Annotated in this window: 10 protein-coding genes; 5 read left to right on the forward strand and 5 right to left on the reverse strand. The window is 59.8% G+C overall.

The genetic code is table 11. The features are described 5' to 3' along the window. The first annotated feature begins 629 nt into the window (after positions 1-629). The gene (locus SANT_RS09660) at positions 630-2,492 is read left to right on the forward strand and encodes a pentapeptide repeat-containing protein (protein WP_257720089.1); all 1,863 of its coding nucleotides are present in this window, start codon (positions 630-632) and stop codon (positions 2,490-2,492) included. A gap of 141 nt (positions 2,493-2,633) precedes the next feature. On the opposite strand, the gene nifJ is transcribed toward SANT_RS09660, so the two are convergent. Next, positions 2,634-6,161 (reverse strand): pyruvate:ferredoxin (flavodoxin) oxidoreductase, encoded by a 3,528-nt coding sequence (nifJ, locus tag SANT_RS09665; RefSeq protein ID WP_025422092.1) that lies wholly within the window; start codon positions 6,159-6,161, stop codon positions 2,634-2,636. A 232-nt stretch (positions 6,162-6,393) separates the two neighbouring features. On the opposite strand from nifJ, the gene SANT_RS09670 reads away from it, so the two are divergent. Further along, positions 6,394-6,642 carry a DUF333 domain-containing protein gene (locus SANT_RS09670; RefSeq protein WP_025422093.1) on the forward strand — a complete coding sequence of 83 codons (249 nt, stop codon included), beginning with the start codon at positions 6,394-6,396 and terminating at the stop codon, positions 6,640-6,642. Between the two features lie 228 nt (positions 6,643-6,870). Here SANT_RS09670 and SANT_RS09675 read toward each other — a convergent pair whose 3' ends face one another. Beyond that, a complete protein-coding gene (locus SANT_RS09675) occupies positions 6,871-7,863 on the reverse strand; it encodes a 2-hydroxyacid dehydrogenase (protein WP_025422094.1) in 993 nt (330 codons plus the stop codon). Positions 7,864-7,997: 134 nt separating this feature from the next. On the opposite strand from SANT_RS09675, the gene SANT_RS09680 reads away from it, so the two are divergent. Together SANT_RS09680 and SANT_RS09685 are read left to right on the forward strand one after the other, a co-directional pair. Further along, positions 7,998-10,634, forward strand: a complete 2,637-nt coding sequence (locus tag SANT_RS09680) for a YdbH family protein (RefSeq protein WP_051440148.1) — start codon at positions 7,998-8,000, stop codon at positions 10,632-10,634. Further along, positions 10,634-10,861, forward strand: a complete 228-nt coding sequence (locus SANT_RS09685; protein WP_025422096.1) for a YnbE family lipoprotein — start codon at positions 10,634-10,636, stop codon at positions 10,859-10,861. The genes SANT_RS09680 and SANT_RS09685 overlap by 1 nt, the downstream gene beginning before the upstream one ends. A 119-nt stretch (positions 10,862-10,980) precedes the next feature. On the opposite strand, the gene SANT_RS09690 is transcribed toward SANT_RS09685, so the two are convergent. After that, entirely contained in the window at positions 10,981-11,586 is a 606-nt protein-coding gene (locus tag SANT_RS09690) for an FMN-dependent NADH-azoreductase (RefSeq protein WP_025422097.1), read from the reverse strand. 221 nt (positions 11,587-11,807) lie between these two features. Here SANT_RS09690 and hrpA point away from each other — a divergent pair, with 221 nt between their 5' ends. After that, positions 11,808-15,695, forward strand: a complete 3,888-nt coding sequence (hrpA, locus tag SANT_RS09695) for an ATP-dependent RNA helicase HrpA (RefSeq protein ID WP_025422098.1) — start codon at positions 11,808-11,810, stop codon at positions 15,693-15,695. Positions 15,696-15,719: 24 nt separating this feature from the next. Here the strand turns inward: hrpA and SANT_RS09700 are convergent, their stop codons facing one another. Both SANT_RS09700 and asr read right to left on the reverse strand, forming a co-directional pair. Then, entirely contained in the window at positions 15,720-16,538 is an 819-nt protein-coding gene (locus SANT_RS09700) for a trypsin-like serine peptidase (RefSeq protein WP_025422099.1), read from the reverse strand. A 365-nt stretch (positions 16,539-16,903) separates the two neighbouring features. Continuing rightward, on the reverse strand, positions 16,904-17,218 hold the full coding sequence (asr, locus tag SANT_RS09705; protein ID WP_025422100.1) for an acid resistance repetitive basic protein Asr: 315 nt from the start codon (positions 17,216-17,218) through the stop codon (positions 16,904-16,906). Between the last annotated feature and the right edge of the window lie 225 nt (positions 17,219-17,443).

A 17,443-nucleotide genomic window follows, 5' to 3' on the forward strand; every position in this document is an offset into this window, starting at 1 on the left:
CAGCCGCCGGCGGTTTTACCCACTTTCTCGCGGTGGCCAATCAAGGTGCGCTCTTTCCCTGGCCCTGGTGGGACGGGGCGCAGTAAAGAGGGGTATGCGCGTTGCTGTCTCGCCGCCAGACCGCGCGCGACCCGTTTCTCGCGCTATCCGGGTTGGGGATTAACGGCGACTCAGCAATTCTTTGCCCGCTTAAATCGGCTAAAACTGCAATTTCGCTGCCGCAGAGATATTTCGTCTCTTCCACTTAATCGCTATGGTAGTGAAACGGATCCCCCCTGGGATGCCGTTCATTCAGAGGCGAGGCGTATCAGGCAACGCGGCGGGGTGACGCACCAGGCGGGGCGCATCGCGTAACAGAGTAGGAGAGCGACTTATTCGAGCCAACGCGGAGGGGGACTATGTTCAGAGCAGTGACTCATCCATCGGATCGTGCAGGTGCAGACCCTGCACTTGCCGAAGGCGCTAAAACCACGGCCAGGATGATATTAAGCCGCACCGTTCCTGACGCCTCGAGCAAACCGTATAAAGCCAAGTGGCAAAAGGCCAAATGGTGGGTGTTGAAAAATCTCATGGCGGCCAGTAACCGACATATCGGCGCGTTGGATCTCCCCCATCTTATTATGAGTGATATGATCCTGCCGCGGAGATTAAATCTTACCGGCGCGAATCTACGGAAAAGCGAATTTAACCGGGTCACTATGACGGCCGTATTATTGTGCCAGAGCGATCTAAGCCACGCGAATCTCGCCAGCTGTAACTTGCGGCGGGCCAAATTGCGCCACGCATCGCTGTATCGCGCGCGATTGGACAAGGCCCTGTTACGTCGAGCGGATTTACAGCATGCTGATTTAAATCAAGCGCAACTGAACTATGCCGTATTGGATTTCGCTAAACTACGTAATGCCAACTTTAAACTCACCAGCTTTTACCGTGCCAAGTTGCGGCATGTCGATCTCAGCGACGCCTACCTTAAAAAGGTCGATTTAAGCGGCGCCTGCCTCAGATATGCCAATCTGCGCAATGCGGATTTGCGCACTACCCATTTTCGCGGCACCTGTTTGCGCAACGCCAATCTAAGCGGCGCGCATATTTCTCCCGGCGGCATGTGCAATATGAATTTCCAAGGGGCCATTATTGAAGGGGACCTCAAACTGGATCTGTCAGCCGGATGGAGTCAAAACGCCGTCGATAATTATCTTAATCCAAGCAATTACGCCAAAGGCGGTGGCGTGTTGCAGGCTATTGACAGTATCAGCACGGTTTATCAGCCGCTGAAAATCACCTTAATGCGGCGGATAATGGTTTCACTACAGCAAACCGACCTTTCCCTGACCACCGTCGCCCCCGCGCTATTAGATAAACTGTCCAGCGCGCCTTATTATGATGAACCGGATATTGCCCGCTGGTTACAGGAAATCGGCTCGCGCTTTATCAGCATCTTCGACACGAAAATTATGCGCCGGCAACACGAAGAGGTGCTGCGCGTCATACTCGACACCTTCAGCCGTTACCCGGAGAGTATGGTTATCCATAGCGTCGCCTTTATCCAGACGATTGCCCAGGCCATCTTTGCTCGCCGCGCGTCAGCGACGGTGCAGCAGGCGAAAACGCTGTATGCGCGTTATCTCACCCATCGCCGGATAGCGCCTTATGCCTTGAAGGCGGAATTTGGTGATCGTGCGAAACATGTGCCCAACTGGCAGGATAAAAGCGCGGCCAATTATGTTCTCCTCGCCGGCAAACGCTCCGCCTACGCCCTGTTGTTATCGCAGGAGGGGCTTGAAAGCTTACTCGGTAGCGATCATCGCGCTGCGGACGGCCGGCATGATTACCTTTACCGCGATGGCGTCCCCGTGAACCGGCAGGAGTATTGCTGGGAAACCTTGCGCCAAGAGCGCTTTCCGCTGTTCCAGTCGGGTTATCTGCGCCGGCTTAGCGAAAAACATATTATTGAGGTGTTGGCCCGCTTAAATCTGAGTGCCGCCACCCAGCAGCTGTTTGTGGAAACGACGAAACAGGCGTACTCAAACATTAAACTGGTGAGTCCTGAGAAGCAGTTGCTGATGCACGGCTTATGGGCGAACAGGGTTTATCGGTTCGACAGCGACGGCAACTGTACGCTTGATGAGGGTTTTTATGCACGGCTGATGCAGTTGGCGCTGTTGGTTGACCGTTCACCTGCTGAGCGGGGGCAGGTGATGTTTTGCCTAGCCGCGCTGTTTGCCAAATGTGCCTCGAACAGCCTATTCGGAACCGAGGAGGATTCGCCTTATGCATTACGCAGTCTCGCCTGCGCCTTCTTGGATCGGGCCTGTACGCTGCAAAGCCGCATCGCTCACGCCGCACGCGACTTCACCGTGTGGAAAAACGCTCTGCTTGGCCGCCAGGGTGAAGCCACCTGCGCCGCCGTCGTGGCCAGTGAGATGTTGGGTTACGGGACGACGCATTTTCCAGAGGTGTTAAAGCAGGTCATGCCGGTCGAGTGGCGCTAAACGTACCCGTAGAGTCTGGCTAGGGGCAGTCAGCTTCGAACGTGCTAAACGTGTTTATCGAATTTTAATGTCCGCATTTGCCGGGGGAGGCCGCGGCGGCCCCACCCTGTGAAATGCATTACCCAGGGGAATGCGTAGGCGTCAACCGGCGGTTTCCGCCTTACCGGCCATCCGCGCCAGGAAATCATATTTCTGCTTCAGTTCTTTTTCCGCCGCCTGATACAGGGCGCTGGCGACGTCCGGCTGTTGGGTATTCAGCCGACGGAACCGCTGTTCGTTAAGCAGCGTGGCGGACAGATCGCTGGAGGGGGGACGGGAGTCCAGCGCCAGCGGTAGTTTGCCCTCTTCGCTGCGACGTGGGTCGAAGCGATACAGTGGCCAGAAGCCGGTGGCGGTCAGTTGGCGCATCTGGTCGTGGCTCAGCGCCAAATCATAACCATGCTCTTCGCAGGGGCTATAGGCGATGATCAGGGACGGCCCTGGATAGGCCTCCGCTTCCTGTATGGCTTTCACCGTCTGATTCAACTGCGCGCCGAGGGAAATCTGTGCCACATAGACATGACCGTACATCATCATGCTAACGCCAAGATCTTTACGCGCCTTACGCTTGCCCTGTTCACCGAATTTGGTCACCGCGCCGAGGGGCGTGGCTTTGGACTGTTGTCCGCCGGTATTGGAATAGCATTGGGTATCCAGGACCAGCACATTGACGTTTTCGGTCAGGCTCATCACATGATCCAAACCGCCAAAGCCGATATCGTAGGCCCAGCCGTCGCCGCCGATAAGCCAGATGGACTTATCCACCAGGTAATCGGCGTCCCGCGCCAGCTGACGCGCCGTGGCCTCCGCCGCATTGCCCAGCAGACGGCGCAATTCGCCGATCTGCCGCCGGCGTTCTTCCACCGGCGCCTCGGCGGCGCGCAGGCCCGCCACCAGCGCATCAGGTAACGACCCGGCGTGCTTGTCCAGCAGACGCAACACCCGCTGGCGATGGCTATCCACCGTTAGACGAAAGCCCAGACCGAATTCCGCATTGTCCTCGAACAGCGAGTTGGCCCAGGCCGGACCGCGGCCGTCGGCGTTAGTGGTATAGGGCGTGGTGGGCAGGTTGCCGCCATAAATGGACGAGCAGCCGGTGGCGTTGGCGATAAGCAACCGGTCGCCATACAGCTGGGTCAGCAGCTTGATATACGGGGTTTCACCACAGCCGGAGCAGGCGCCGGAGTATTCAAACAGCGGGGTAATCAGCTGCGAGGTGCGGATATCGATGCGCTCAAGCGTGCGGGTGTCGATTTCAGGCAGGTTGAGGAAGAAATCATAATGCACCTTCTCCTCTTCCACGTGCGCCAGACGCGATGCCATGTTAATCGCTTTGATTTCCGGGTTTTGCCGGTCTTTGGCTGGACAAACCTCAACGCACAGATTGCAGCCGGTGCAATCTTCCGGCGCCACCTGCAACACATACTTCTGGCCGCGCATATCGCGCGCCTTAACCTCAAGAGACGCCAGACCCGCCGGCGCGTTCGCCAGCGCCTGTGGCGGGACGACTTTGGCGCGGATCGCGGCGTGGGGACAGGCGGCGACACAGTGGTTGCATTGGGTACACAGCGACGGTTCCCACAGCGGAATGTCTTCGGCGATGTTGCGCTTTTCCCAGCGCGTGGTGCCCATCGGCCAGCTGCCGTCCGGCGGCAACGCCGAAACGGGCAGGGCGTCGCCCTTACCTGCGAGCATGGCGGCGGTCACCACTTTGACGAAATCCGGCGCCGCATCGGAGACGACCGGTGGGCGCACGGGGCTTGCCCCGTCGACCGGTTGCAGCACCACATTAAACAGCGCCTCGCGGGTCGCCGCCAGCGCCTGCCAGTTGCGCTCCACCAGTTCTTGTCCCTTGCTGCTGTAGCTTTTGGCCACCGCCTGTTGCAGGGCGCTTAACGCCGTGTCCGGCGGTAAAATACCGGACAGCTGGAAGAACGCCATCTGCATGACGGTGTTAATTCGCGCCCCCAGCCGGCATTCGCGGGCAATCTGCTGGGCATTAATGACATAAAAACGCGCCTGGCGCTCATTGAGCAGCGCCTGTACCTCTTGCGGCAGGCGCGGCCAGATTTCATCGGCGCCGTAGGGGGTATTCATCAGGAAAATACCGCCGTGACGCAGGCGCTCCACCATCTGATATTTATCGATAAATTGAGATTGATGGCAGCCGACAAAATCCGCCTCGCCCACCAGATAGGCGGAATTAATGGGGTTCTCGCTAACCCGCAGATGGGAAACGGTTAATCCCCCCGCCTTTTTTGAATCGTAAACGAAATAGCCCTGAGCGAAGAGCGGCGTGGCGTTACCAATAATCTTGATGGAGTTTTTGGTCGCCGACACCGAGCCATCGCTGCCCAGACCGTAAAACAGCGCCTCCAGCCGCGACTGACGCGGCAGCGTCGCCGCGGGCAACGGCAGCGAGAGCTGGGTAACATCGTCATAGATACCCACGGTAAAACGCGGCCGCGGCGCCGCCTGCGCCAGCTCGTTAAACACCGCCAGCACGCACGGCGGATCGAACTCTTTGGAAGACAGACCAAAACGGCCGCCGATGGTACGCGGCAGCGCGTCGCGTTCGCCCCGGCTGTAGGCTTCCGCCAGCGCGGTCATCACATCAAGATACAGCGGTTCCGCCTGTGCCCCCGGCTCCTTGGTCCGGTCCAGTACCGCAATCGCCTTAACCGTCTGCGGTATGACCTCAAGCAAATGACGGGCGGAGAAGGGGCGGAATAGCCGCACCTTGACCACCCCGACCTTTTCACCGCGGGTGAGAAGGGTATCAATCACCTCTTCACAGGTACCGGCGGCGGATCCCATCACGACAATGACCCGCTCGGCCTGCGGATGACCATAATATTCAAACGGCTTGTAGTGCCGGCCGGTGGCGGCGGCGAAGTCGTCCATTGCCTGTTCCACCTGCCGATAGGCGTCGTTGTACCAGGGGTTGGTGGCTTCCCGTGACTGGAAATAGGTATCGGGATTGGCGGAGGTGCCGCGGATCATCGGATTATCCGGCGTCAGCGCGCGGGCGCGGTGGGCGTCGATGGCGTCCTGGGGCAGCAGCGCTTTTAAGGTGTCATCCGACAGCGGCGCGATTTTGTTAATTTCATGGGAGGTGCGAAAGCCGTCAAAAAAGTGGATGAAGGGCAAACGGCTGTTTAGACTGGCCACCTGGGCAATCAGCGCGAAGTCCTGCGCTTCCTGGACGTTATTGGCGCACAGCATAGCGCAACCGGTCTGGCGCACCGCCATGACGTCCGAATGGTCGCCAAAAATCGACAGCGCGTGGGTCGCAACGGTGCGCGCCGCCACATGCAGGACAAAAGGGGTCAACTGGCCGGCCAGCTTATAAAGCGTCGGGATCATCAGCAATAATCCCTGCGACGACGTGAACGAGGTGGACAGCGCGCCGGTTTGAAGCGCGCCGTGCACCGTGGCGATGGCGCCGGCTTCGGATTGCATCTCCACCACCCGCGGGGTGTCGCCCCAAATATTGGGCGTGCCGGTCTCGGACCAGGCATCGGCCTGCTCGGCCATGGTAGAGCTGGGCGTGATGGGGTAGATGGCGATAACTTCGTTAATGCGGTAGGCCACCGAGGCGACTGCATTGTTCCCGTCTGTGGTGATCATGAGGACCCTTATCTGTGCTGCGGATGATAGCCGGGAAATCATTGGCTTATCATGAATTGCCGCAAGTATAGCAGCACTAACCCTGGGGGATTTTAGCTTTTGTGTGATGCACGAAACGCGAGGAAAGACAGATGAAGTGTAAAGTCAATCGGCGGGTTCTCGACGAGAGCGCCCGCTGCCGCTACACTGGCTCTTCCAGACGATTCCTATTTTATCCTTGCGGAGCCCTTTGATGACGTTATCACGGTGGTTATTGGCGACCTCAGTCGTGTTACTGGTGGCGTGCAGCAGCGATCCCAGTGTCAATGACGAACCTGAACAGCAGGGGACGGCGGTACGTATGCCGCGCCCGGTGCTGAGCCAGGCGGAACAGGCCGCCTGTAGCGGCGTCGGCGGCACGCTTACCGCCGCCCTGCAGCTGGATGGCTCCACCGTAGGAATGTGCCAGCTCACCGACGGCCGCCGCCTGCCGGCGCGCTGAGCCGGTTGAGCGGACGCGCAACGTCTTTGCCATCGTCCGTAAGCGATGCCGGTAAGTGGTCTCCTGCACGTTGACCTCTGCCGGCGCGCTGAGCCGGCAAATCGGGCGCACAATGCCCGTTCTCCTGCCGGCAAGCGGCGTTGGTGAGTGGGGCGCCTGCCGGGCGCCCTCGCGTTTACCGCCGGCCCGTGTTGAGGGCGTCTACGCCGGCGCTATGCGCGACCGACGTTACGCGCTTACGAGGTTGGGGCACTCCTCTCCCCGCGCCAGCCGTTGGATATTCTGTAGCGTGGTCTGGCCGATATGCGTCAGCGCCTCTTCGGTCAAAAAGGCCTGATGGCCAGTGAACAGTACGTTATGGCATGCCGATAGCCGCCGGAAAACATCATCCTGTATGACGTCGTTGGATTTATCCTCAAAAAACAGATCGCGCTCGTTTTCGTAGACATCCATCCCCAGCGCGCCAATCTTTTGCATTTTGAGTGACTCGATGGCCGCCTGGGAATCGATAAGGCCACCGCGGCTGGTATTGATGATCATGACGCCATCTTTCATTTGCGCGAAGGCCGCGCGGTTGAGCAGATGATGGTTTTCCGGGGTCAGCGGGCAATGGAGGGAGATGACGTCCGAGGCGGCATACAGGCTTTGCAAATCCACATACTCGGCGCCCAGCTCCAGCGCTTGCGGGTTAGGATAGGGATCATACGCCAGCAGCCGCATGCCGAATCCGCGCAAAATACGCATTGCGGCGACACCTATCTTGCCGGTGCCGATAATCCCGGCGGTGCGTTGATGCATATTGAAACCAATAAGCCCTTCAAGTGAAAAGTTGGCATCGCGGGTGCGCTGGTAGGCCCGGTGAATGCGCCGATTAAGACACATCATCATGCCCACCGCATGCTCCGCCACCGCTTCCGGTGAATAGGCGGGTACCCGCACCACCTGAATGCCTAACGCCCGCGCGGCCGCGAGATCGACATTATTAAAGCCGGCGCAGCGCAGCGCCAGGATGGTGATGCCCAACGCCGCCAACTGCTCTAGCACCTCCCGGCCGCCGTCGTCGTTGACGAAAAGGCAAACCGCGTTGCAGCCCTCGGCAGTTTTGACGGTGCGGGGCGTTAGCAGAAAATCGAAATATTCCATCTCGAAGCCGAACGCCTCATTAACCTGGGACAAATATTTATGATCGTAATTTTTGGTACTGTATACAGCGACTTTCATTATTTCGTCTCCTTGGCACTCCGGCGAGCGTAGCAGATGGCCATTATAGGCACAATCCGGCGTCGGTTATCGGCAATATAGTCCTCTGGTAGGATATGTTATTGTGGGCGGGTCTGTCAGCCACAAGGACTGTCATGCCCCGGACATTAATACCGCTCGGCGTTTTGCGCCGCCCCTTGCGCAACGTTGCGCTGATGCTATTGCTGCTTTTTCTGCTGCTGCTCGCGCTATGGTTCACCCTGCCGCGCTGGTTACCGACGCTGGCCAATAGGGCGCTGCCCGACGATCTGCAATTGCGGCTCGACGGTCGCCCCGGTTGGCGGCAGGGCGCCGTACAGCTGCCGGCCTTTCGCTTGAGCCGTCCCGATTGCGTCTGGCTGCGCAGCGACGGCGGCGATCTGACCCGCCGCGCCGGCGCCTGGCGGTTGCATCTCATCGACCTGCGTCTAGACACCGCCTGCGTAGCCCCATCGACGTCAACGACCTCCGCACGGGATCCGCTTGCGCAATGGCAAGGGTTGCCGGCATTTAGCGTGCTTATCGACCGGCTGACGGTAACCCCCTGGCAGGCGTGGGCCGGCCGCCTGACCTTGACGCATGCGGGGCCAAGCACCCGGCTCGCTTATCAAAGCGATAAACTGGCGGCCGAGGTGGCCCTTGACGATCGCCAATTAACCCTGGAGCGTCTGTCCCTGAACGGCGCACCCGCTCCGGCGCCGGTAGTGTTACAGGGGAAACTCACCCTGGCCCCCGGCGCCCGGCTGCTGCCCGAGCGCGGGGCCGTGCAGGGCGGCCTTACCCTGGCGAACGGTACCGCGCTCACCTTTGATCTCAACTGGCGTCAACAGCAGGGTGTGCTGTCGATTACCGATAGCCAGAACGGCATGACGCTGGTGCATCTACCGTGGCGCATTTCCGCACGAGAGTGGGTGGTGAGCGATGGACGGTGGCGTTGGCCTTACGCCACCCAGGCGCTGGCGGGGGGAATTGCCCTGACGCTGACCGACTGGCGCGACGGTCTGGCCGGCCTCGGCATCAGCGCGCGGCTCAACGTGCTGACGCAGGGATTACGTGGGCGCGCCAACGCGGTGTTGAATATCGGTCCTGGCCCGCTGCGGCTGACGGATAATCGCCTGCCGTTTCGCCTCAACGGCAGGGTAAATGACAACGCTCTTTCGCTGGATGCCGCCATCCCCGGCGAATTGCGCGGCGATGTGACCGCCCCGTATCTTGCCTTGTTGCCCGGCGCGCTTTTGCGTCTGGTCGGGGGCGTGTCGGACATGTTTGACATCGATAGCGCGCGTTTGCCCCTAGCCGGTGTTCAGCTCTCCTCCGCGGGGGTGAACGGCCGGCTACAGGCCATTTTACAGGCCAGAGCCGGAAACCACGGGCGTTTTACGCTGCATTTGGACGGTAAAGCGGTGAACTTCTGGCCCGACGCCGGCGATTGGCGCTGGCGGCTGTGGGGCAATGGCGAGCTGCGGCCGTTTGGCGCGAGCTGGCGCATTGCCGGTCGCGGCGCCTGGCAGGACCACATTCTGCGTCTGAGCGCGGCACAGGGGGAAATGGATCGTTTTCGCTATGGTCTTATCGATGCCCGCGCCCCGCGCCTGCGGTTGACCGCGCCGCTCGTGTGGCGCCGCGGCGACGACGCGCCGGCGCTGGCGGGCGCGCTCGAAATGTCGTCTGCGCAGGTGCGGTTGCAGCACGGCGGCGCGCTGCCCGCCCCGCGGTTGACCCTGGCGCTAAGCGGGCGTAGTCCAGACGATTGGCGCTGGCGTGGAACGCTACAGGCGGGCGCGTTGGGGCCCGTGCAATTGAACGGGCGTTGGGACGGGGCGCGGCTGCGCGGCCAGGCCTGGTGGCCAAAACAGCCGCTGCGGGTGTTCGCGCCGTTGCTGCAACCGGCATTGGGCATCCGGCTGCGCCAGGGCGAATTTTATGCGCAGAGCGCCTTTTCCGCCTCGGCGGATCAAGGTTTTATCGCCGGCGGTCACGGTGTGCTGACCGGGGGGGATCTCTGGTACGGCGACAGCCGTTTGGTCGGCGTTCGGCTGTCGCTATCCTACCGCCTGGCGCAAAGCCGTTGGCAGTTGGGGATCCGCCAGCCTGCCGCATTGCACATCGATGAAATCATCTCCCCTATAGCCTTGCGTGAACTGGATACCGGCCTGAAAGGTTTCTATCCCTTTGATGACGACCATCCGCTCACCTTAACCCACATGACGTTGCAAACCCTTGGCGGCCAGGTATCTTTAACCCCGCTGCGGCTGCCGCAGCACGCGCCAGCGGTGCTGAAGGTGCAGGGTGTGGAAATGAGCGAGCTTATCACCGCGTTAAAACCCAAACAGTTCACCATTTCCGGGCGGGTAAGCGGCGAGCTGCCGCTGTTGCTCGATGATGCGACCCAGCTTATCCCCCGCGGTTGGATTGCCAGCGATAATTTGATGACATTGCGCCTGGATCCCCAGTTCGCCGACGCGCTCGCCGCCCGCGATTTCGCCACCGCCGCCGCCGTTGATTGGCTGCGCTATATGGAAATCAGCCGGCTACGCGCCACGTTGAATCTCCGCCGCGCGGGAGACCTGACGCTCGATGCCAACATTGCCGGAACGGGCGCCCACGCCTCCGCGCGGCGCGCGGTGCGCCTTAATTACTCGCATCAGGAAAATATCTGGCAGCTGTGGCGCAGTTTGCGCTTCGGCGGCCGGGTGGAACAACTACTGGAAAAACAGGCGGCCGCCGAAGCGCCTGCCGAAGGGGAGCCTTAATGCCTTGGAGCAAGAGCCTGATTGCGCTACTGTCGCCGTTGCTTTTTACGCAGTGCGTACCGCGTATTGAAATCGCCACGCCGACCGCGCCGATAACCATTAACATCAAAGTTAAGATCGAGCACGATATCCTCATAAAGGCCGACCCGCAAAGCGAGGCGCTGCTAAATCGCGATCGGGCCGCATCCGAGACATCAGCCGGCGCAGAGGCGGGGACGAGGCGTTAAGCCCGAAATGGGCGGCCATAAGCGCGGCTCGCGCCGCCGGTGCAGCGGCAAGAAAAAAGCGCATCCGAAGAGGCGCTAAACGGGCCCGGGGCCCAAGGGAGGGTAGTCACATAACGGGGTTAAGCGGTAACGAACTCCTCGATAGCCGCTTTTGCCTCTTCCTGCGCCTTTACGGCCGCGTCCGGACCGTAAGCCACGCCTTCGGCATAAATAAAGCTAACGTCGGTGATGCCGATAAAGCCCAGGAATAGGCGCAGATAGTGGGTCACCAAATCGCTCGGGGTATCTTTATGGATACCGCCGCGGGTTGTCAGGATCAGCGCGCGTTTGTTTTTTACCAATCCTTCCGGACCCTGTTCGCTGTAGCGGAAGGTCACGCCGGCGCGGGCGATCAAATCGAAGTAGTTTTTCAACTGGCTGGGGATCGCGAAGTTGTACATAGGCGCGGTCAACACCAGCACATCATTAGCCTGTAATTCATTAATCAGCGCGTCGGATAATTCCAGCGTCTGCTGCTGACGCGGGGTTAAGGTGGCGTCGGAAGGACGCAGCGCTCCGACCAGTTCACCATCCAGCTCCGGGACCGGCTCGGCGCCCAAATCGCGCACGGTAATCTCGTCGCCTGAATGCTGCTGGCGCCACTGCTCAATGAAATGGTCAGCCAACGGATTCGACTGGGAAAAGGTGGCCAGAATACTGGACTTGACTACCAAAACTTTGCTCATGGGTATTCCTTAATCAAGACGGGTTCAACAACCTGACGTTTACTCTAGGCAACTTAGCGCCGGGGTGAAAGCGCAATAATTCGAGTTGTTCATTCGAAAATACTGAACAACACAGGGAACCCTCGGGCGCCGCGCCGGATTATGGTAGAATGGGGGCCAATAAGTTGCAGAGAACGGCTGGCCGGACGCGCACGTCCGGCCGCAGGTAGAGGAAAGACAACGTGAATTCACCCCTTGCGGCACTGACCGCCACGCTGGACGATGTCATGATCCGCGACAAAACGGTGCTTAAACGCCGCCTGCGGGGCGCCGCAAAACGGCCGTTGTCCGGCGAGCAGCAGCAACGCTGGCAGCGGGAAATGGAAACCGCCATTGCCGCTTCGCGGCAGCGGGTGCAGGACCGCCGCGCGGCGGTCCCCGTCATCACTTACCCGGAGAATTTACCCGTCAGCCAGAAACGCCAGGCGATTCTTGAGGCGGTACGGGACCATCAAGTGGTCATCGTGGCGGGTGAAACCGGTTCAGGTAAAACCACGCAGCTGCCAAAAATCTGTCTGGCGCTCGGGCGGGGCGTTACCGGCATGATAGGCCATACGCAGCCGCGAAGGCTGGCGGCGCGCAGCGTGGCCGATCGTATCGCCGGCGAACTGGAGACCCCGCTCGGGGGCGCCGTCGGCTACAAGGTGCGGTTCAACGATCAAATTGGCGACAACACGCTGGTGAAGCTGATGACCGACGGCATACTGCTCGCGGAGATCCAGCAGGATCGCCTGTTGCTGCAGTATGACACGCTGATTATTGACGAAGCCCACGAACGCAGCCTCAATATCGATTTTATTCTCGGCTATCTGCATCAGTTGCTGCCGCGTCGACCCGATTTGAAAGTGATCATTACCTCCGCCACCATCGATCCGGAGCGCTTCTCGCGCCACTTTCATCACGCGCCGATTATTGAAGTTTCCGGCCGCACCTATCCGGTGGAGGTGCGCTACCGCCCGCTGGCGGAACAGGCGGACGACGAGGGGGATCAGGCCCAGGGCATCTACGATGCGGTGCAGGAACTAGGCAAAGAAGGGCCAGGAGACATTCTGATTTTTTTGAGCGGCGAGCGGGAAATCCGCGATACCGCCGACGGCCTCAATCGGCTCAATTTGCCCCATACCGAGGTGTTGCCCCTGTACGCGCGCTTATCCAACGCCGAACAGAATCGGGTGTTTCAATCCCATTCCGGGCGGCGCATCGTGCTGGCGACCAACGTGGCAGAAACGTCGCTGACGGTCCCCGGGATCAAATACGTCATTGACCCCGGTACGGCGCGGATCAGCCGTTACAGTTTCCGAACCAAGGTACAGCGCTTGCCTATCGAGCCGATTTCCCAAGCGTCGGCCAATCAGCGAAAAGGCCGCTGCGGCCGCGTGTCGGAAGGTATCTGTATCCGCCTCTATTCCGAGCAGGATTTTCTCTCGCGCCCGGCCTTTACCGACCCCGAAATACTGCGCACCCATTTGGCATCCGTCATACTGCAAATGACGGCGCTGGGGCTCGGCGATATCGCTATGTTTCCGTTTGTGGAAGCCCCCGATAAACGTCATATCCAGGATGGCGTGCGGCTACTGGAAGAACTGGGCGCGCTGGAGGGCGAAACGGCCGAGGGATATCGCCTGAGTCCCCTTGGCCGGCAATTGGCCCAGTTGCCGCTGGATCCGCGCCTGGCGCGCATGGTACTTGCGGCCCGCAGCGGCGGCTGCGTGCGTGAGGTGATGATCATCGCTGCCGCGCTGTCTATCCAGGATCCGCGCGAACGGCCCATGGACAAAAAGCAGGCATCGGATGAAAAGCACCGCCGCTTCGCGGACAAAGAGTCTGATTTTCTCGCTTTTGTCAATTTGTGGGATTACCTCCAGACGCAGCAAAAAGCATTATCCTCCAGCCAGTTGCGCCGCCAGTGCCGGGTGGATTTTCTCAGCTATTTGCGCGTGCGGGAATGGCAGGACGTCTATACCCAACTGCGCCAGACCGTTAAAACTTTGGGCCTGCCGATCAATGCCCAACCTGCCGATTATCGGTCGCTGCATAGTGCGCTGTTGACCGGCTTATTGTCCCATATTGGCCAAAAAGACACCGATAAACCGGAGTACACCGGTACCCGCAATGCCCGCTTCGCGCTTTATCCCGGCTCTGCGCTGTTCAAAAAACCGCCCAAATGGACCATGGTCGCGGAGCTGGTGGAAACCAGCCGGCTATGGGGCCGGATTGCCGCCCGCATCGAACCGGAGTGGATAGAGCCGCTGGCGCCTCACCTGGTGAAACGCAGTTACAGCGAACCCCATTGGGAGAAGGCCGCCGCCGCGGTGATGGCCGCGGAGCGGGTGACGCTACTGGGGCTGCCCATCGTCATCGGCCGGAAGGTCAACTATGGCGCCATTGATCCGGCGCTTTGCCGCACGCTGTTTATTCGCCATGCGCTGGTGGAAGGGGATTGGCAGACCCGTCATCCCTTTTTCCGCGCCAACCGGCGGCTGCTCGATGAGGTCGAGGAGCTGGAGCATAAATCCCGACGCCGGGATATTCTGGTGGACGATGAAACGCTGTTCGCGTTTTACGACGGACGTATCGGTGAAGAGGTGGTATCGGCGCGCCATTTCGATAGCTGGTGGCAGCGGGAGCAGAAGGCCGATCCCGAGCGGCTCAATTTTGAAAAAACCATGCTGGTACGCGCGGGGGCGGAAGCCATCAGCGCGGTTGACTATCCTAATACTTGGCGCCAGGGCAGCCTAAAACTGCGGCTGAGTTACCAGTTTGAACCGGGCAGCGATGCCGACGGCGTCACGGTGCATATCCCGCTGCCGCTGCTGAATCAAGTTTCGCCGCAGGGATTTGACTGGCAAATTCCCGGCATACGGCGGGAGTTGGTGATTGCGCTGATTAAATCACTGCCTAAACCGTTACGGCGTAACTTTGTTCCGGCGCCGAATTATGCCGAGGCTTTCCTTGAGCGTGTGACGGCCGGCGACACGCCGCTGCTGGACGCCCTGGAGCGCGAACTGCGGCGCATGAGCGGCGTGACCATCGAGCGAGAGGCCTGGCAACTGGACCAGGTGCCCGATCATCTGAAAATGACCTTCCGGGTGGTGGACGAGCAACAAAAAACCCTGGCCGAGGGCAAAGATCTGGACAGTCTAAAAGCCCAGCTTAAAGACAGCGTTCAGCAGACCCTGGCGGCGGTCGCGGAGGAAGGGCTGGAGCAGGAAAATGTGCAAAGTTGGCATTTTGGCTCCCTACCGCAGCGGTTTGAGCAGAAAAAGGGCGGCTATCGGCTTATGGCTTGGCCGGCGCTGGTGGACGAGCGGCAAAGCGTCGCCATCAGGCTGTTTGAGACCGAAGAGCAGCAGCGGCGGGCCATGTGGCAGGGCGTACGCCGCCTGCTGCTGCTCAATATTCCCTCGCCGGTCAAATATCTGCACGAAAAATTGCCCAATAAAGCCAAACTGGGGCTCTATTTCAATCCTTACGGCAAGGTGCTGGAGCTGATAGACGATTGTATCAGCTGCGGCGTGGATAAGCTGATGGCGGAACAGGGCGGGCTGGTGTGGCAGGAGCAGGACTATTTGCGGCTACAAGAGCATGTGCGCGGCCATCTTAACCCGGTGGTGGTCGACATCGCCAGTCTGGTGGAGCAAATTTTAAGCGTGGTGTTCGCCATCAATAAGCGGCTGAAAGGGAAAGTCGATCTTAGCCTGGCGCTGGCGCTGTCCGATATCAAAAGCCAGCTCGACGGCCTGGTGTACCGCGGCTTTGTCACCGCGAGCGGCGAGCGGCGGCTGGCGGACATTTTACGCTATTTGCGCGCCATCGAGCGCCGCCTGGATAAATTGGCCATCGATCCGCATCGGGACCGCGCACAGATGCTGAAAGTGGAAGCGGTGCAGCAGGCGTGGCGGCAATGGTTGGCCAAACTCCCGGCCGCCCGACGAGAAGAGGAGGCTGTGGCGGACATTCGCTGGATGATTGAAGAGCTCCGGGTCAGTTTTTTTGCCCAACAGTTGGGGACGCCGGCCCCCGTCTCGGAAAAACGCATTCAGCAGGCCATGGATGTTATTCAGCCGTAAACCGTGCGTGAAAAGTGCCGGCGCTTAGGGCGCCGGCGTATCCCGCTCCCCGGCGCTGAGTTGCGTCAGCTGGTCGCGAATCGCGGTAATCGCCAGCGCGCGGTTATCGGCCCGGTAGCGGTCTTTCGCCAGCGGCGCCGAACTTTGGATGGCTATCAATCGCCAGCCGGTCAAGGTATAGAGCATGAGCGGCGAGCCGCTGTCGCCAGGCAGCGTGTCGCAGCGGTGCGATAGCACCGCACGCTGCGCCCAGCCGGTAATCTGACAGTTTTCATGGCGATAGAGCGTATCGAGATGATCCTCGGGATAACCGGCCTGCGTAACGTGCCGTTCTGCTTGTTTCAACTGAAGGGTTAACTCTTCGCGATCACCTTCCCAAAGCGGCAGCGGCTTTAATGCCGTGAAAGCCTGTTTCAGGCGAATTAACGCAAAATCTTCCCCGGCCGCCGACGGCGGTACCACCCAGCCATCCCCGGCGGGTTTCAATCGTCTGCCTAGCGAAGAGGAGACCAGTGTTTCGATCGCGCTGGTCTGATAGCGCCAGCGCTGGTGGTCGGCGACAAAACGTAACATAACGGCGGGGTCGATTTTCCCCGGCGGCGTCAGCACACAATGGCCGGCCGTCAACGCCAGATGCGCAGAGATAAGCGTGGCGGTACACAAATTGCCGCTGGCGGTTTCCACCTGGCCAATAGCCTGCCACGGCCAACCGGTGGGATCCATAATGGCCTGACGTTGGTCGTGGCCGAAGAAAAGCGTGCGCTGCTCGTCGCTTAATGCGGCGGCGGCGCGGGACAAAGGGATCATCGTGACCAATAACACCAGCAATGGCGCAATACGCATAGAAAGACGTGCCTTATGATTATCTCGAGATTCATCCGTGCGGCGTTTACTCACTATAGCCGATAATAGTCACCAAGGAGAGTAAAAAACGTTGTGTTTCAGTTGGCTAAAGGCAGCTAGCCGTAGGCTGTCCGTCTGTCGGGTAGTCAGAGGTAGAATGACGCACTAATCAGCGCGCAGAGGATCAAGACGCCCAGAATAATTTCATAGCGATAACGTCGCAGCATAGACCGGACCCTAATAAAGCGACACCCGGAATTCCGGGTGTCGCGGTAGAGCGATTTTCCGCGGACCTGGCCCGCGAAGACCCTGGCCGAGCGCGGCGGTGAGGGGGAGTAACCGCCGGTCGGCAGGGGTTACCTCAATTAAGCGGCAGGCGTGGCGGCAGCGGCTTTCGGCGCGGCTTTGGTGTGTTTTTTCACGTGTTTCTTCGCGGCCTGGGCGGTCTGGGTGGCTGCAACTTTTTTATGTTTCTTAACGGGTTTCTTCGCCGCCTGAGCAGTTTGTGCCGGTGCGGTTTTCTTGGCTTTCTTGTGTTTTTTGACGTGATGCACGGTTTTTGCCGGCGCCGTTTGGGTGGTGGTGCTGCCGGCGGCCGGTGCGGTGGTGGTATCAGCAGCGAAAGCGGCGCTGGACAATCCCATGGTGGCGGCAACAATCAGTGCGAAAATCTTTTTCATTATCATATCCTCAGCATTGCGGTTTCGGTGACAACCCCGAGTCGGGGCCGATGACGGAAGCTTAGGGGAAGGCGCGCGCGTTGTAAGTAAGTGAATGGTATCGCTCTGTAACCGTTTGTACGACCTGCGGGTCACTATGACTCAAGGAGGTCACGCCTTGAGGTTAGGCAGTCATATCCGACGTCACCTTCCGCTGCCGCCGCGCCTCGGCCGCCGGCTGAGGGG

The organism is Sodalis praecaptivus (assembly GCF_000517425.1).
GTDB classification, from domain to species: Bacteria; Pseudomonadota; Gammaproteobacteria; order Enterobacterales; family Enterobacteriaceae; genus Sodalis_A; species Sodalis_A praecaptivus.

Bases quoted from the DNA above. Each gene is read 5' to 3' on its own strand.
- SANT_RS09660 (WP_257720089.1), top strand. From the start codon at position 630: ATGATCCTGCCGCGGAGATTAAATCTTACCGGCGCGAATCTACGGAAA.
- nifJ (WP_025422092.1), bottom strand. From the start codon at position 6,161: ATGATCACCACAGACGGGAACAATGCAGTCGCCTCGGTGGCCTACCGC.
- SANT_RS09670 (WP_025422093.1), top strand. From the start codon at position 6,394: ATGACGTTATCACGGTGGTTATTGGCGACCTCAGTCGTGTTACTGGTG.
- SANT_RS09675 (WP_025422094.1), bottom strand. From the start codon at position 7,863: ATGAAAGTCGCTGTATACAGTACCAAAAATTACGATCATAAATATTTG.
- SANT_RS09680 (WP_051440148.1), top strand. From the start codon at position 7,998: ATGCCCCGGACATTAATACCGCTCGGCGTTTTGCGCCGCCCCTTGCGC.
- SANT_RS09685 (WP_025422096.1), top strand. From the start codon at position 10,634: ATGCCTTGGAGCAAGAGCCTGATTGCGCTACTGTCGCCGTTGCTTTTT.
- SANT_RS09690 (WP_025422097.1), bottom strand. From the start codon at position 11,586: ATGAGCAAAGTTTTGGTAGTCAAGTCCAGTATTCTGGCCACCTTTTCC.
- SANT_RS09700 (WP_025422099.1), bottom strand. From the start codon at position 16,538: ATGCGTATTGCGCCATTGCTGGTGTTATTGGTCACGATGATCCCTTTG.
- asr (WP_025422100.1), bottom strand. From the start codon at position 17,218: ATGAAAAAGATTTTCGCACTGATTGTTGCCGCCACCATGGGATTGTCC.